Source organism: Flavobacterium sp. R1_16, from assembly GCF_057652095.1.
Map to the genome: position 1 here is coordinate 218,619 of NZ_JBYFCG010000002.1, position 17,404 is coordinate 236,022.

General features: G+C 32.8%; 16 protein-coding genes. 4 read left to right on the plus strand and 12 right to left on the minus strand.

Annotated elements, in window-relative coordinates; translation table 11 throughout:
- Window positions 1–2 precede the first annotated feature (2 nt).
- From AC23L6_RS05375 to gmd, 12 genes are all read right to left on the minus strand, one after another.
- Window positions 3–866: a hypothetical protein gene (locus AC23L6_RS05375; protein WP_487561047.1), complete on the minus strand. Its 864-nt coding sequence runs from the start codon at window positions 864–866 to the stop codon at window positions 3–5.
- 82 nt (window positions 867–948) lie between these two features.
- Entirely contained in the window at window positions 949–2,433 is a 1,485-nt protein-coding gene (locus AC23L6_RS05380) for a capsular polysaccharide export protein, LipB/KpsS family (protein ID WP_487561046.1), read from the minus strand.
- Window positions 2,434–2,449: 16 nt separating this feature from the next.
- Window positions 2,450–3,493 (minus strand): pseudaminic acid synthase, encoded by a 1,044-nt coding sequence (gene pseI / locus AC23L6_RS05385; protein ID WP_487561045.1) that lies wholly within the window; start codon window positions 3,491–3,493, stop codon window positions 2,450–2,452.
- Between the two features lie 6 nt (window positions 3,494–3,499).
- Window positions 3,500–4,210 carry a PIG-L deacetylase family protein gene (locus tag AC23L6_RS05390; protein WP_487561044.1) on the minus strand — a complete coding sequence of 237 codons (711 nt, stop codon included), beginning with the start codon at window positions 4,208–4,210 and terminating at the stop codon, window positions 3,500–3,502.
- On the minus strand, window positions 4,188–4,862 hold the full coding sequence (locus AC23L6_RS05395; protein ID WP_487561043.1) for a formyl transferase: 675 nt from the start codon (window positions 4,860–4,862) through the stop codon (window positions 4,188–4,190). Before AC23L6_RS05395 ends, AC23L6_RS05390 begins: the two co-directional genes overlap by 23 nt.
- A 2-nt stretch (window positions 4,863–4,864) precedes the next feature.
- Entirely contained in the window at window positions 4,865–5,866 is a 1,002-nt protein-coding gene (locus AC23L6_RS05400) for a GNAT family N-acetyltransferase (RefSeq protein WP_487561042.1), read from the minus strand.
- Window position 5,867: 1 nt separating this feature from the next.
- Entirely contained in the window at window positions 5,868–7,958 is a 2,091-nt protein-coding gene (locus AC23L6_RS05405) for a glutamate-1-semialdehyde 2,1-aminomutase (RefSeq protein ID WP_487561041.1), read from the minus strand.
- Window positions 7,955–8,803 (minus strand): aldo/keto reductase, encoded by an 849-nt coding sequence (locus tag AC23L6_RS05410; RefSeq protein WP_487561040.1) that lies wholly within the window; start codon window positions 8,801–8,803, stop codon window positions 7,955–7,957. The genes AC23L6_RS05405 and AC23L6_RS05410 overlap by 4 nt, the downstream gene beginning before the upstream one ends.
- Before the next feature lie 2 nt (window positions 8,804–8,805).
- Window positions 8,806–9,996 carry a UDP-4-amino-4,6-dideoxy-N-acetyl-beta-L-altrosamine transaminase gene (gene pseC, locus AC23L6_RS05415; RefSeq protein WP_487561039.1) on the minus strand — a complete coding sequence of 397 codons (1,191 nt, stop codon included), beginning with the start codon at window positions 9,994–9,996 and terminating at the stop codon, window positions 8,806–8,808.
- Between the two features lie 2 nt (window positions 9,997–9,998).
- Complete coding sequence (gene pseB / locus AC23L6_RS05420; protein WP_487561038.1) at window positions 9,999–11,012, minus strand: UDP-N-acetylglucosamine 4,6-dehydratase (inverting); 1,014 nt, start codon at window positions 11,010–11,012, stop codon at window positions 9,999–10,001.
- 150 nt (window positions 11,013–11,162) lie between these two features.
- Entirely contained in the window at window positions 11,163–12,089 is a 927-nt protein-coding gene (locus AC23L6_RS05425) for a GDP-L-fucose synthase family protein (RefSeq protein ID WP_487561037.1), read from the minus strand.
- 12 nt (window positions 12,090–12,101) lie between these two features.
- Entirely contained in the window at window positions 12,102–13,190 is a 1,089-nt protein-coding gene (gene gmd / locus AC23L6_RS05430; RefSeq protein WP_487561036.1) for a GDP-mannose 4,6-dehydratase, read from the minus strand.
- Window positions 13,191–13,366: 176 nt separating this feature from the next.
- On the opposite strand from gmd, the gene AC23L6_RS05435 reads away from it, so the two are divergent.
- The 4 genes from AC23L6_RS05435 (at window position 13,367) to AC23L6_RS05450 (ending at window position 17,373) form a co-directional block, all read left to right on the plus strand.
- Entirely contained in the window at window positions 13,367–13,951 is a 585-nt protein-coding gene (locus AC23L6_RS05435; protein WP_487561035.1) for an L-threonylcarbamoyladenylate synthase, read from the plus strand.
- A 42-nt stretch (window positions 13,952–13,993) separates the two neighbouring features.
- Window positions 13,994–15,418 carry a CCA tRNA nucleotidyltransferase gene (locus tag AC23L6_RS05440; protein ID WP_487561034.1) on the plus strand — a complete coding sequence of 475 codons (1,425 nt, stop codon included), beginning with the start codon at window positions 13,994–13,996 and terminating at the stop codon, window positions 15,416–15,418.
- Between the two features lie 68 nt (window positions 15,419–15,486).
- Window positions 15,487–16,509, plus strand: a complete 1,023-nt coding sequence (locus tag AC23L6_RS05445) for a COX15/CtaA family protein (protein WP_487561241.1) — start codon at window positions 15,487–15,489, stop codon at window positions 16,507–16,509.
- Window positions 16,510–16,599: 90 nt separating this feature from the next.
- Window positions 16,600–17,373 (plus strand): CDP-alcohol phosphatidyltransferase family protein, encoded by a 774-nt coding sequence (locus AC23L6_RS05450; protein ID WP_487561033.1) that lies wholly within the window; start codon window positions 16,600–16,602, stop codon window positions 17,371–17,373.
- Window positions 17,374–17,404: the final 31 nt, after the last annotated feature.

Here is a 17,404-nt window from a genome sequence, read left to right on the forward strand (position 1 = left end):
GTTTATTTGAAAAGGAATTTAAACCATTGACCTAGGTTTTTAAAAAACAAATAGGTTTTAGAGATTTTCAAATTATTCGAAGAAGCAACAATCTTACTAATTTCATCTAATTTTCGAGTAGGAAAATAATTTAAAGTCTTCCAACGGCTGGGTTTAATGTAATAAAAATCAGTCATTTTTGTATAATTAGTCTCATCTACAGCAATCCATTTATCAATGAAGTTTTTGTTCACATCGACGTTATGTGACCAATTTTGAAGTTTAAATCGTAATTCTGATTCTGTTCGTGCTACTGATTCATGCAAAACAATACTATCCAAATAAATTACTCTTTCTTTGGTTCGTCTTGCAACTTTATAATTAGGATAATTAGTGGCAAATGCAGCCTTCATTGGTTTATCTACATACAAAATTCCATTCTTAGTATGTTTATAAATAATAATCCAAAAGGCAAAAAACTGAATTTTATTCTTTTCAGGATTGTCTAGATAGGAGTCGTATTTTCTAAGATTGGTTACAAACCTTTCAAAATCGATAAAATATTCATCCGAATCTACTTGAATCAACCAATTTCCAATTCCCATTTTATGGGAAAGCATCGTTCGCTCTCTTGTATCATTTTCTATGGTAGACAATTCAGGAACATAAAAATCATCTTCGTATATTTCTATCTTGTTATCTACATCAAACTCCTTTAACCAAACGTAAAAATTGGGATCGACGGTAAATTTTTCGCCTTTCCATGTACGCAATTCTTTATCTTTTGCTAAAAATATTCTATCAGATGCTGAATAAATTAGAGGTAACGAATTTTTTAACAATTCATAATCGTATGATAATAAGAGACCTACGTGTATTTTTTTCATGATTTAACGGATTTAGAACTTTATTTCAAAATTCACAGTTAATTTGGTACAAATTAAAGATTAATTTTTTAAGGTCAACAAACTATTTCTTTTTCTTAAATCGAGTCAAACGCTTTAATTTTCTTAAAATAAAATTTGCCTTTATCGATTTACCCCTATACAAGCCTTTACCAATACTTAAAGGTTTATAATGCTGATAATTAATTCCATAAGTCTCATTCCAATATCCGTATTTTAAGGGGTCGTCTTGATTAATTACAGGAAAAACATAACTATCATCGGTTACTATTGTTATTAATTCTTCATGACTTTTAGGAATCACAAAACAATCTAAGTTTTCATAAGCTGCACGACCCAACAAAATAACTTTTTTTCCTGCAAAAGCGGCTTCAGCCCCAACAGTAGAACCGAACACAATTACAATTTCACTTTTATCAATTAAAGCATACGTATCAACACTATCTTCAGCAGCAATAATTTCAACTGAATGTAGTACACCAATTTTTTCCTTTATAAATTTATTTTGGCTATTATTCAATTTCCTTAGGTTTGGATGAACCCTTAGATACAACTTTATATCAGGATAATTTTCCAAACTTTTACATATCTGCAAAATCCCCTCATTATCATTTGAATAAAAAAATGGTCCAAAGCCCTCTAATCCTTCATATTCATCCAAAGAAGAATTAAAAATAGTAATGACTTTCTTAGTATCACTGTTTTTTAAACTTTCTGGCAATCGTCCTTCCTGTTGTTCTTTTGTAAATGAGTACCAAGCATCTTCTACTCTTTTAATCCTATTTGTATAAAATGTCTTTCCAACCGCTACCCTATTATCATCTGCTGCATTCCATAACTCATTCATTTCGTTACGAACAGTCTCAATTGAATGTGGAATAGAATTGATTCGAAATAAAAAAGTATTTAATTTTCCTCCACGTTCATGAGTCGCATAATCAACATTCCTCTCTTGACAAACCCTTAATAAAGGTCTATTCTCGACAAACCTTCCATTAAAAAGTACTACCAAATCAGGTTGAATTTGATCTACCATTAACTGAAAAACTTCATACAGGTAGGCGCCAGTTAACAAACCTCTTTTAATAAAATCTTTATGTTTCAATACATCTGGCTCATGATTTCTTGTAAAAGAAACTAATGATGATGCCGTAGCCATCCCAGAATCGTATGTTTTATAATGGTAGGATTTTAATTCACTTATATTCTTAAAATCAAAATTAGAACTAAAATCATTCTTTTTAAATTGCTCTAATTGCAAAAACTGATCATAGTTCAAAACATGCAGGTTTTGATGATTGATTACATTCTTTTTGAGAACTTCATACCCTTTATTGACCCTCGAATGACAAACCTTGCAGTGCATCAAGTTATGATTTGGATTATGGAAACAGGTTTGAAAATCTCCATTACAAATGACCCAAAAAATGGTATTCCCATTTTGCAACAAACGTTCCATTATTTCTAACTCCGTTTCCAAATGAGGTGTTGGATGATTGGAAGTTTGAAGAAGAATTTTTTTGTTTTTTATGGTGTCAATATTTGTCATAAGTTGAGAGTAGTCATTATGAATGTAAAACAAAATCCAATTGCATTGGAGTGCCTTTTTCTATATCAATTGTAGCTTTTTTGCCCAACAATTGGCTGTAATATTTAGGATGCAAACCAAAACCAGGACGAACAGAACGCAAGTTTTTTTCGGTAAACAATTCCCCTTTTTTAATATCTTCTGCAATGTAAAGTGAACGACTAAAGTCTCTTCCTTTGGCTTGTTTTTCTGTTAGATTATAGTCGACTATTCCTATAGCCTTTTCGGCTTCACGAACAGCTTTAACCATAGCAGTAAACTCTTCTTCATTCATTGAGAAAGAAGCATCTGGTCCGCCAATTGCTCTGTCAATTATAAAATGTTTTTCAATGATTTTAGCTCCAAAAACTGTAGCAACAACAGGAACAGTACTTCCCATAGTGTGATCGGAAAGGCCTGAAATCACGTTATATTTTTCGGTTAAATCTTTAACCATGCACATATTGGCTTCCTCGATTGGTGCTGGATAACTCGACGTACATTTTAACAATGCTACATCATAATTCCCCATTCTGTGGCAGGCATCGAGAGCCAATTCAATATCATCTTGACGCGCAATTCCGGTTGAAATAATAACTGGTTTTCCTTTGGAAGCAACATATTCAATAAGAGGAATATCTGTAATTTCAAAAGAAGCAATTTTGTAAGCTGGCGAATTTAAACTTTCTAATAAATCGACCGCTGTTTTATCGAATGGTGTTGAAAAACAAATTAAACCTTCTTCTTTTGCAACGCGATAAATTTGTTCGTGCCATTCCCATGGAGTATAAGCTTCTTGATATAATTTATATAAATTTTGACCATCCCAAATGGTACCCTTAATAATAAAATCACTTTTGTTTGAATACAAAGTCATGGTATCTGCAGTGTAAGTCTGCAATTTGATACAATTAGCACCAGCTCTTTTAGCTGCCTTAATTGTTGCTATAGCAGTCTCCAAGCTACCATTATGATTTGCGGAGAGTTCAGCTATAATAAAAACTGGGCTGTTTTCTGAAATAGTAATATTTGAAATTTTCATATTTACTCAGTTTATAGATCTAATTAAACAAAATGCTTCTGCATAATCTACTCCCACAGATATACCCCATCTCTGAGCTAGTATTTTAAGTGCCTCAGGAGAACGAGGGTGTGGATATTTTCTTCTCTCAAATTCATAACTCTCCATACCTCTTATCTTGCTATCAATATTTTTTTCTGATACTTCAAATAATATATTTGGGACAAAATGTTTTGGGTCAGAGGAAGCTCTCCATTCTGTGCCTGAGGGTGTCTCGAATGTTATAATTGTTTTTACTACTTCTGAATTTATTGGACGACAAGCTGTGATAACAGATTCAAATGTTAATTTATGATCAATATTAACATCACCTCCGTGATGTGTAAAAATTACGTTAGGTAAGAAAAGGTTTTTCTCTTTCTCAATAACTTTAATAATATCTAACAAAGGAACAGTATCAAAACGATTATCAGGAAAATCATAAATACTCACACTATTGTATCCAATTGCTTTTTGAGCATTAAAAATATTACTTCTGTGAATACTTAATTGACTTTCCCATTTTTCTACGTCCCTTTTATCTGATCTCGAAGTAATTCCCTCTCCTAAAATAATTACATGTGTTAATATACCATATTCTTCAATTAATTTATTCATTGTGGCTCCTAAACCTAATAATTCATCATCAGGATGAGCAACTACAATCATAACCCTTTTATTTCTTAGTGATTCTAACATTTGCTATAATTTCGTTATTTAATAGTTGTGCATTAGTAAATTCAAATTTAAAAATTACAGTTTCAAGGTAAGCATTTGGATATCCTTCACAATCAAGCATTCTTATAAAATCATAAACTTTACTCAAACTTTCTAATTTAGAAATATCACTTTCTTCCGGAGTTCTTCTCTTGAATTCAACAACTTCTCCTTCCTGTTTTATGGGTTGTAAATTTTTAAAAATTATTTCTTTAATCATATAAAAAATCAACACTGAAGCACGTTCAAATATTTCTTTAGCATTACCCTCCAATGACATCTCTTTTTTTAAATAAATCCCACCTGTATCAATTCCGTCCTCTACCTTTAAAGCACTTATCCTTGTATTCTTATGTCCCCTTATTATCAAATTCTGCAAAGGACTTCCTCCTCTACCATAAGGCAAGTCTGTCATATGAAAAACTATACATTCGTATGCCTCAAAAACATTTTTTTTTATTATATATGACCAGTGTGGAATAAATATTTTTTTTGGATTAATTGTAGAAATATTTTCAATAGTAAAATCTTCTTTTTTATCAATCAATATCCACTCATGAATGGGATATTCTATTTTCAACTTTTCAATAATATCCCTATTCCATTTTTTTTCTGAGACTATTACAAATTTCATAATCAGTTTTTCTTATAAATAAATAATTCAACATCGTCCATGTTATCTGATTTCAAATTCATAGATAAAAAACCCAAACTTAAAAAAACTTTCTTAGAAGAAATATTTTCCTTTTTCACCCTTGCCTTATAAATCCCATCTTTAAAATAGTCTAAGCCTTGTTTGACTATAATTTTTCCATAGCCTTTCCCTCTTTCTTTCTTATCAATTGAATAATCAATCTCCCAAAATTCTCCAACCTTATCAAATCTTATCTGACCTAAAGGCTCATTTTCCCTTTCAAGAATAAATATTAAAGTATTTGGAGAATTTAGCTTCGATTCAAACCATTGCAAATGATTCTCCCAGAGTATTGGAAATTGATTTAATGAATTAATACGAACATCTTTATCATTCGCCCAATCGAATAATAATTTAGCATCATTTTCATTTGCTTTCCTAAAAGAAATTTTTCTGTTTATTTTAGCATGATAAACCACATCAAAAAATTGCCCATCAAACAAACAATGTTCTCTTAGTCGTGCTTCTTCTTTGAATCCACAAGATTCTAAAACAGGATATAAATGCGGTCTCAAATCGAATGCATACGTAAAAATTTTATGGAAATTGAGTTCTTCAAACGCCAATTTTTCGATTAATTTCAAGTAATTTGACCAATATTTAGCAAAGCTATCTTTCTCTAATTCCGTTTTCATTACAAACGAAATCTCTGCATTTTTATCAACCCAATTGATGTGAACCAAACCACCATAACCAATAAAATTTCCGTTCTCAAAGAAGGAAAACAATAATTGACTCGGTTTTTCTTGTTCAAATAAACCCGCAACAACTGTAGCAAAATAATGTTCTTGCTTCTCTTTGGTTAAAGGTTCGTTTTGTCTCAAATGATAGATTTGTTGGTTTCTAATGTCCATAATCTCATACTTATCTTCATCACGAAGAGATTCAATATGAAAACCATTTGACTCCAATTTAGAAACCGACAAACACTTATAATTTCGCATTTTACAATATTTTTCTAAAAACCGCTTTTGCAGGACTTCCAACTAAATAGTTTGAATATCCATCTTCTAAAGCTTTTTTATACACTTGTAACGATTCGTTAAACGCTTTCGCAAAATAGTAAACATCATCTTCAGTATGAGAGAAACAAGGAACGAAAACACCTTGAAACAATACACCTCGCTTAATCATTTCTTGTAAAAACAAAGTTTTAAATCCTTGACAAGCTACTTTATTTTGGTCTTTGAATACAAAAACTGGCATCCATTCTGATGGAATAACGTTGATGTATTCTGATAAGTTATTTTCAATTACTAATTGCTGACACAATTCTATTAATTTCTTACCAATATGATGATTATGAGCGATTACATTTTTCTCTTTATATTCTTTGATAGTTGCAATTGCAGCCGCTAATCCGTGGGTTTCACCACCATGAGTTGTAGAAATTAAGAATACTTTTTCTTCGCCTTCACGATTGATTCCGCCTAATTCCATTACATCTTTGGTTCCTGTAAGTGCGCAAAAAGAAAATCCGTTGGCAATTCCTTTTCCCCAAGTAGCCATATCAGGTTGGATTCCATATTTAGTAATTGTTCCTGGAAATTCTGTTTTGAATCCCGAAACCATTTCATCTGCAATAAATAACGCGCCGTTTTCGTGACACAATTCGATGGCTTGTTTTAAGAAATCTCCAACATTTAAGGCGCAAGAACATCCGTTGCCACAACTGTTTTTTTCTGGTTCCGTAATGACACAAGCAATTTGATCTGGATATTTTTGGAATAAAGCACGTAATGATTCTAAGTCGCAACCTTTAAAAGTAACCGATAAATTCGAAATTTCTTCTGGAATTCCTTTATTGCAAGGTGTGCTTCCAATAAACCAATCATCATAGCTATAAAATGGATGATCGCCAGGAAAAGCAACCAATTTTCTTCCAGTTTTGGCACGAGCTAATTTTACAGCAGCTGTTGTAACTATCGATCCATTTTTAGAAAACTTAATCATATCGTGACCCGGAACAAGAGCTAAAAAGGTTTCTGCCATTTCTTTCTCTAACGCTGCAGGTCTTTGAAAATTTACTCCATTTTCTAATTCTTCACGAACCGCTTTTAAAACTGGTTCGTATGCGTGACCCAGACTAACACTGGTCAATCCCATCGAGCAATCTAAATATTGATTACCGTCAATATCCCATACATAACCCCCTTTACCACGAACAATGGCAGCTGGCGACAAAATTGGAAATTGATCATCACCTTTAGAATACGTATGTGCTCCACCAGGAATTAAATCGTGAATTGTATTTCTGTATTCATCTGAAGCTTTGAAATTTGTGATATTTCTTAGCTCTATTTCATTGAATTTACTTTTCATATAACCTTCGTTTCTTAAAATGGAATGATTAATATTTTGTATTTCTTTATTTTGAAGAAGATAATCTGCATAGATTTTCCATGGTTGATTTGCTCCTAAATTTACGATTAATTGTTGAATTACATCAAAATCAGAAGATTCATCAACAGTTATACGTATATTGGAATACTTTTTATCGATGGTATTTGGAAGAAAAACAGCTTTAGAATTCCTTCTAATATATGGTGTTACATGCTCCCTATCGGCTACTGTTGTGGCATTTTTCCATGCTTCTTGTAATGCTTTAAAACTAAATATTTCCACGTCCAAACCATCAGGATAAACCTCTTGTAACACATTAGAGTAATAATCCAATTTATTGTCAATACATAATTGAACTACTTCATCCACAAGAGTTGGATCTAGCAATGGACAATCTGAAGTAACACGCACAACATAATCTGGATTTTCATTTTTTACACTTTGGTAAAATCTATCCAAAACATCGTTAAGACTTCCTTTGTAGCTCGAAATTTGCAGTTTATTGGCAATATCACAAATCAAATCTGATTCTAGTTCATCTGTTGTTGCCACAACCCACTTGTTAACCAATTTAGATTGCATAGCACGTTCCAAATGATATTCCAAAAGGGTTTTACCATTTATGGTTAGCAGTACTTTTCGTGGCAAACGAGAAGAACCTATCCGAGCTTGTGTTACGCCAATTATTTTCACCAATTCACTGGATTTAATAAGGTTTTATCTTTTATTTTGATAGCTTCAATTTTAGAAAACAATTCTAGGTTTGGTTTCCAATTCGAGACAATAGCCATATTTTGTTGTAGTTGTTCGGCTGTTTCAATTCCGATAACCAACTGATCGACATTCGAATTTGAAATGACATAATTCAACGCAACTTCTGTTACTGAAGTGCTATATTCTTCACACAATTGATGTAGTTCTGCCAAACTTGTTTGCAATGGTTGTAATTTTTCTGGTAACTGATTTGGATTCATCAAATACAATCCTTGCAAAAAAACCGAACGTACATGAATTTCAGTTCCTAATTCTTTCAAAACAGCAAATTGTGATTCAAACTTTCGATCTAAAATGCTGTATGGCAATTGAACCAAATCGGGAATGCAATTTAAATCTAATAATTTTTCCAATTGCTCAGGTTGGTATAAAGAAAAACCAATTTTATTTATTTTGCCTTCATTTCTTGCTCTAAGTAAAATATTCCAAAGCGATGGACTTTCAATCAAAACATCAGCATTGTGAGCCAAATATCCATAAATAGAATCGACTTTAAGCAAGTTTAAGGTCTCGGTCAAAGCCAAAAGTAGCGCTTCTTCAGAATCAACATTTGGGAATTTAGAAATAAAATTGAATTGATTTTCAGAAAGTCGACCTATTCGCTCTTCTGCATTTCCGTATGCTTTAGCTGTATCTAAATTCTTGATACCTAATTGCTTTGCGAAGTTAAAAATAGTTTTTAATTCGGTGTCTGATGGAACTCCATGTTGGTTTGAAATTCCATAATTAATACCAAATTGAACTGTTCCTAAGGTAATTTTCAAAGTTATGAGGTATAGAAATTGAATATACTTTCAATGACAAAATCTTGTTCATCTTCAGTCAATGTTGGATACATTGGCAAACTGATACAATGTTTGTAATAGTTCTCTGATTTAGGATTATCTCCTTCTTTCCAGCCTAAATCACGATAATAAGGCATCAAATGACAAGGAATATAATGAATTTGAGCAAATATTTTTTGCTCCCGCAAATAGTTGTACAAACCAACTCTATTTTCAACTTCAATGATATACAAATGGTATGCGTGTCCATCTACAAATCCCGATTGTCCAATAATAAAATTTTGATTTTCAAATGCCCTTGCATATTTCTGAGCAATATTTCTTCGGCGTTGAATACCTTCATCTGCTCTAGAAAGTTGACTAATTCCCAAAGCTGCTTGAAAATCTGTAAATCGATAGTTGTAGCCTAATTGTTGCATTTCCATGTACCAACCTGGATAATTGGTGCCTTCTTCAACATTTTGTCCAACAGCAAATTCAACTGAATTTTTAAAAATCGTTGTATCGCGAGTGATACCGTGTGTACGTAATTCGAGTAGTTTTTTGTATAATTTTTCGTCGTTTGTTGTAATCATTCCTCCTTCACCTGTTGCGATGTGCTTCACAGGATGAAAGGAAAAAATAGCTAAATCAGCAAAATTTCCGTTACCACAGTTTTGTTGATTTCCATTTGAATCTACAAAAAAACCACCTGGCGAATGACAGGAATCTTCTAAAATCCATAATCCGTAATCATCTGCCAATTTTCGGAACGCTTCCAAATTGACTGCTCGGCCAGCAAAATCGACTGGAACTATACCTTTATACGTTCCTTTAGGAGACTCTTTCAATAGCTCTTCTACTTTGACAATGTCGAGTAAATACGTATCAGATTCAATGTCGGAAAAAACTACTTCACCTCCGCAATAGCGAATACAATTGGCGGAAGCCGCAAATGTAATTGGAGTAGTAATCACCTTGTCTCCTTCGGTAACGCCTAATGCCAAAGCTGACAAATGCAATGCTGCAGTTCCATTAGAAACAGCAACAGCATATTGACAGCCAATGTAAGTGGCGAAAACCTTTTCAAACTCCAAAATTGTTGGTCCTTGTGTTAAAAAGTCACCTTTCAATGCTTGAGCAACAGCTTGAATATCTTCTTCTGTAATATTTTGCTTTCCGTAGGGTATCATTGTTATTTGGCCTGAAAATCAGGATATAAATGTTCTTTAATTAGAGAACGTAAGGAATCAACTGTTTCCCATTCCGTATTTTCCCCTGAAGTGTAACTGAAACCTTGTGGTACCAATTGAGCATTGAATGCTTTTTTATATTCTTCTAAATTCCAATTGGTTACTTGCGGAAGAATGACATAATATTTTCCAAGGTCGTATGTTGTAAACGAATCCGAAGCCGTAATCATTTCTTCATGAATTTTTTCGCCAGGACGAATTCCAACAACTTTATGTTCACAACTTGGTGCAATAGCTTGTGCCACATCAAGAATTTTATACGATGGAATTTTCGGCACATATAATTCTCCACCCCAAGCTGTGTCCAAAGCATGTAGAACCATGTCTACTCCACCTTGAAGTGAAATGTTAAAACGTGTCATAGTAGGATCTGTAATTGGTACAACACCTTCCTCGCGCTTGTTCATGAAAAAGGGTATTACCGAACCATTTGAACCCATTACATTTCCATAACGAACCACCGAAAATTTAATATCTTGTTTCCCTTTGATGTTATTGGCAGCAATAAACAATTTATCCGAAGTTAATTTGGTTGCACCATATAAATTAATTGGCGCACATGCTTTGTCTGTAGATAGAGCAACCACTTTGGTAACATTACTAGACAAACAGGCTTTGATTACATTTTCGGCACCACCAATATTCGTTTTTACACATTCATCTGGATTGTATTCAGCGATATGAACGTGTTTCATTGCCGCTGCATGAATGACATAATCAATTCCGTTAAATGCTCTTTTTAAACGTTCCAAATCGCGAACATCTCCAATAAAATAGCGAATTGCAGGATATTGTGACTCAGGAAATTCTTGAGCCATTTGATATTGTTTTTGTTCGTCTCGAGAATAAATTACTAATCGTTGAACATTGGGCCACTTTTTTAAAATAGTTTTGGTAAGTTCTTTCCCTAAAGAGCCCGTCCCCCCCGTAATCAGAATTGATTTATTGTTTAACATTTTATACTTGTTTAGGGCAAATGTACAGAAAATGTATTATTTATAATCACCTAACAATATAAATTAAGGATAGCTTTATTCTTGAAAAAATATAACTTAGATCAAAAGCTTTAACAACGAATGATTAAAATTTTAATTCAAAAGTCTTTCTTATTGAATATTGAATTTCTGATGGTAAACTTTTGCTATACCATCAGCAAGCTCAATTTTGTGCTTCCATCCTAAACTATTTAGTTTTGTAGTATCTGTTAATTTTCTAGGAGTTCCATCTGGTTTGGTAGTATCAAAAACTATATTTCCTGTATATCCAACAATTTCCTTAACCAATTCAGCTAAGTCTTTGATTGAAATTTCTTTACCTGTGCCAATGTTTACAAAACCACCTTCATTGTAATTCTGCATCAAATACACACACGCATTTGCCATATCAGAGGCGTGTAAAAATTCTCTTAAGGGTGTTCCTGTACCCCAAACTATTACCTCAGGGTCATTATTTAGTTTCGCTTCATGAAATTTTCTCAACAAAGCTGGTAATACGTGGGAATTTTGCAAATCATAATTATCGTTAAACCCATACAAATTAGTGGGCATAACTGAAATAAAATTACAATTGTATTGGTCTCTGTATGCGTCACACATTTTGATACCAGCTATTTTTGCAATAGCATACGGTTCATTAGTTTCTTCTAACAATCCAGTTAAAAGATATTCTTCTTTGAGAGGCTGAGGAGCCATTTTAGGATAAATACAAGTAGAACCCAAGAAAAGTAATTTCTTCACGCCAGTTTTATAACTCTGATGAATTACGTTACTTTGTATCATTATATTTTCATAGATAAAATCGGCTCTGAGGGTATTATTGGCTACAATCCCACCTACTTTGGCTGCAGCTAGGAAAACATATTCCGGTTTTTCTTTTTCAAAAAAATCGGCTACTGCCTTTTGGTCGATAAGGTTTAGCTCGCTAGAAGTCCTTTTGATAATATTTGTAAATCCTTTTTCTTCTAAATCTTTAACTATAGCACTTCCAACCATGCCACGATGACCTGCTACATATATCTTTGAATTGAGTTGCATAGAAGATTACCTTTAGTTATAATTTTTTAAATATTTTTCTTTTTTGAAAATAGCTAAGTCCGCCTCCATCATTTCTTTAACTAACATGTCTAATGTATATTTTGGAGTCCAGCCTAATTTTGTTTTTGCTTTAGTATTGTCACCTATCAGCAAATCAACTTCGGTCGGCCTGAAATAAGCTGGATCAATTTGAACTACAACTTGACCAGGTTTAAACGCATACTCAGGATTAGAACTGGATACCACTATACCTTTCTCATTTACACCTTCACCTTCAAAATTCAACTCAACACCAACTTCTCTAAATGCCATTCTGATGAAATCTCTAACAGGAGTTGTTACCCCAGTAGATATTACGAAGTCTTCAGGCTTGTCTTGCTGCAATATCAACCACATGGCTTCTACATAATCTTTGGCATGCCCCCAATCTCTTTGAGAATCAATATTACCCATGAACAAGGTCTCCTGCATTCCCAGTGCCATTTGAGCCACACCGCGTGTAATCTTTCTAGTTACAAAAGTTTCTCCACGCAATGGACTTTCGTGATTGAACAGAATCCCATTACAAGCGAACATATCATAAGCCTCACGATAATTTACCGTAATCCAATACGCATACATTTTTGCCACTGCATAGGGTGAACGTGGATAAAAAGGAGTCGTTTCTTTTTGAGGAACTTCCTGAACTAAACCATACAATTCAGACGTTGATGCTTGATAAATTTTAGTTTTTTTAGTTAAACCTAACAATCGAACCGCATCTAGAATCCTTAATGTTCCTATTCCATCGGCATTAGCTGTATATTCTGGCACATCAAAACTTACTTTAACATGACTCATTGCTCCTAAGTTGTAAATTTCATCTGGTTGGGTTTCTTGAATAATTCGAATCAAATTGGTAGAATCACTCAAATCACCATAATGCAATTTAAAATGTTGATTATTGATGTGTGGATCCTCATAAATATGATCTATTCTTTGAGTATTAAATAAAGAACTTCTCCTTTTAATACCGTGAACCATATACCCTTTAGATAATAATAATTCAGCTAAATAAGCACCATCTTGACCCGTAACACCTGTTATCAATGCTGTTTTCATGTTTCGTATAACTATTTTTTAATAATTGTATGTAAAATATAAAAATTTTAATCTTAAATTTTGCCAAAGATAAATTATTTGACAAAAATACCTATGATTTATTTGTAACAAAAAAAGATAAGTTTTAGAAAGCTACCTAAAAGTAATACCTTTGTGCCCAATTTTTTCCAATAAAAATGCTAGAAAACAAGAATCCTGAAGTGAATGCTGAAGTTCATAAAGCGAATGAAGTGCTACAAAACGGTGGAATAATACTTTATCCAACAGATACCGTATGGGGAATTGGTTGTGATGCAACAAATCCCGAAGCTATAGCCAAGATTTACAAACTCAAACAAAGAGTAGAAACTCAAAGTATGATTTGCCTTGTTAATGGAGAAAAAATGATATACTCAATTTTCAAAGATATTCCTGAAGTAGCATGGCAAATTATGGATTTATCTGAAAAACCCACTACTCTTATTTTAGACAAACCCAGAAATGTAGCCCCAAACATAGTTGCTACTGACGATACCCTAGGAATAAGATTAGTAAAAGAGCCTTTTTGCTTCAAATTAATGGAACGAATGAAAAAACCATTGGTTTCCACTTCTGCAAATATTTCTGGGCAACCAACACCAAAAAGTTTCAAGGAAATTAGTCCTGAAATTATAAAAGGTGTTGACTATGTTGTAAATTTGAACCATGAAAAAATTTGCGATAAACCATCAACGATAATAAAACTCTCGTTAGACAATCAGGTTAAAATAATACGTAAATAAAATAACTTCATTTGTCATTTCAATTGGAGAAAAGATCAATTAATGAACTACGATAAAGCACTAAATAATCCTATTTTTAAAATCATTGCTCAAGCAAGTCAAGAACTTAATCTAGAAAGTTACGTTATTGGTGGTTTTGTGCGTGATTATTTATTGCAACGCGATTTCAAAAAAGACATTGATATTGTTGCAATAGGTTCAGGAATTGATTTAGCTTTAAAAGTATCCGAATTATTACCGAACAAACCCAAAGTTCAGGTTTTTAAAAACTATGGCACTGCCATGCTTCGTTATAAAGAAATTGATATTGAATTTGTTGGCGCAAGAAAAGAAAGTTATTTCGAAGACAGCCGAAACCCCTTGGTAGAAAACGGAACCCTTGAAGACGATCAAAATCGTCGCGATTTTACTATTAATGCTTTGGCATTCTCTTTGAATCCATCAGATTTTGGCACTTTAATTGACCCCTTTAATGGGCTAAATGATTTAGAAAACAAGATTCTAAAAACGCCATTATCTCCAGATATTACGTATTCTGATGATCCTTTGCGAATGCTCAGAGCCGTTCGTTTTGCTACACAACTAAACTTTACTATCGAAACGGCATCATTAGAAGCCATCTCAAGAAATGCAGAACGAATCAAAATTATTTCAGGCGAACGTATTGTAGATGAATTGAATAAAATTCTTTCTACAAAAAAGCCTTCAATTGGTTTTTTATTGTTGTATAAAACCGGTCTTTTAGACATTATTTTACCCGAATTAACTGACTTGAATCAGGTAGAAGAAATAGAAGGACAAACCCACAAAAACAATTTTTATCACACCCTAGAAGTTGTTGATAATATTTGCCCAAATACTGATGATGTATGGTTGCGTTGGGCTGCTTTATTACACGATATTGGAAAAGCACCTACCAAACGATTCCACAAAAAACAAGGATGGACCTTTCACGGTCATGAATTTCTTGGAGGTAAAATGACAAAAAAAATTTTTGAACGTTTACACATGCCTCTCAATCATAAAATGAAATTTGTTCAAAAAATGGTCACAATGAGTTCACGTCCCATTGTTTTGTCACAAGATACCGTCACTGATTCAGCAGTTCGTAGATTAGTATTTGATGCAGGCGAAGATGTAGATGATTTGATGACGCTGTGTGAAGCTGATATAACCACAAAGAATCCAAATAAATTCAAAAAATACCACCAAAATTTTGAAATCGTTCGTAAAAAAATCATCGAAGTTGAAGAACGTGATCATGTTCGAAATTTTCAACCACCAATTACTGGCGAAGAAATTATGGTTCTCTTTGACTTGAAACCGTCTAAGGAAATTGGAATCCTAAAAGAAGCCGTAAAGGAAGCTATTTTGGAAGGATTAATTCCTAATGAGTACCAAGCGGCATACCATTTTATAGTGGAAAAAGGTGAAAAATTAGGCCTCAAAAAAAATGATTCTAAATAACTAAAGATTAACTTTTGTTGATTCGCATTTTCAACAGATAAAAATAATTTTGCATAATAAATTACGTAATAATGGAAAATAATAAATCCGTCATCTATTGGTTACTTTCTGGATGTGTATTACTTTTTGTAATGGTAACAGTTGGAGGCATCACTCGTTTAACTAATTCTGGGCTTTCAATGACGGATTGGCATTTGGTCACCGATACTTTTCCACCATTAACCGAAGAAAAATGGAATGCCGCTTTTGAAGAATACAAGAAATTTCCGGAGTATCAAAAAATCAATATTCACAATGATTTTCAACTTTCAGATTATAAATTTATCTATTTCTGGGAATGGTTTCACCGCTTTATTGGTAGGATAATAGGTATTGTATTTATAGTTCCCTTTTTCTATTTTTTGTTAAAGAAAAAAATTGATGCCTCTACATTAAAAAAATGTTTTATCCTTCTGGGTATGGGTGCCTTCCAAGGATTCCTCGGGTGGTTTATGGTAAAAAGCGGTTTAATTGACAACCCTGATGTGAGTCATTTTAGATTATCATTGCACCTCACTTTTGCCTTTATAACATTTGCTTACACACTATGGGTGGCTTTAGACTTGATGTATCCTGAACGAAAAGAAGTTACTATTCCTCTTAAAAAGTTAGCACGCATAACGTTATTCTTTCTATTAATCCAAATTATTTACGGAGGATTTGTTGCGGGATTGAATGCAGGATTAATCCATAACCATTGGCCTTTGATGAGTGATAGTCAATTCTTTCATGAAAGCATCACTTTAGAAAAAAACTCTTGGTTGTTACGCTTGACTGAAGGCAAAAGTGGTGTTCAATTTGTACACAGAACTATGGCTTATATTGTGGTAGGTTTCATTTTATTTTTATACTACAAAAGTAAAAAATACACTCTCTCAACCCAACAACAAAATGGATTAAACACCCTAGTACTTATTGTATTTTTACAATTCACTTTAGGTGTTTTTACACTGTTATATAGTGTACCTTTGTGGCTTGGACTTATTCATCAAATAACTGCATTTATATTATTGGCTACCATGGTGTTTACCTTACATAGGTTGTCAAAATAAATACAATTTTTACAGATTTATTTGTAAATTTTACACAACCAATTAGATTACCCGACTATATTGTCACATTTACCTGATTACTTACTTTAAATGTCAAAACTTGCCGCTGAAGATAAATTTTTAGATCTATCAGATTACGGTAGAACTTTTGGAAAATTTATTGCTAATCTATTAAAAGACACCTCATTCACACCCATTCATATTACTTTACTTTTTGGACTTTCAGGCTTAATTGCCAGTTATTGTATCCTACAAAACCACTATTTCCTCGCTAGTTTTTTTATCATTTTAAAATCGTGTATTGATGCTGCCGATAGTGAATTGGCACGAATAAAAAGCACTCCTTCTTACACTGGGAGGTATCTTGACAGTGTATTTGACATCATCTTAAATTTTATATTTCTTACGAGCATTTGTTATGTCTCTGAAACTTCAATCCAACTAACTCTTTTTGCATTTGTATGCGTTCAATTACAAGGTACTTTGTATAACTATTACTATGTAATTTTAAGAAACAAGTCTGTTGGCGGTGATGCAACCAGTAAAATTTTTGAATATAAATCACCAAGAGCATTGCCTGGAGAAAGTCAAAAATCAGTTGATGTTTTGTATCAAATCTACAATATCGTTTATGGAACTTTTGATAAAATCATTCACACCTTAGACAGAGATGCTTACAAAGTAAAAACATTTCCAAATTGGTTTATGACTTTAGTTTCTGTTTATGGATTGGGTTTTCAATTGCTGCTCATAGCTCTAATGTTATGCGTAAATTTGATAGAATACATTATTCCGTTTTTAGTATATTACACATTATTGATTTTTGTAATTATTGGTATACGAAAAACAATTTTGAAGGTATAAAGTCGATATAGAATATATCTATAGTAGTAAT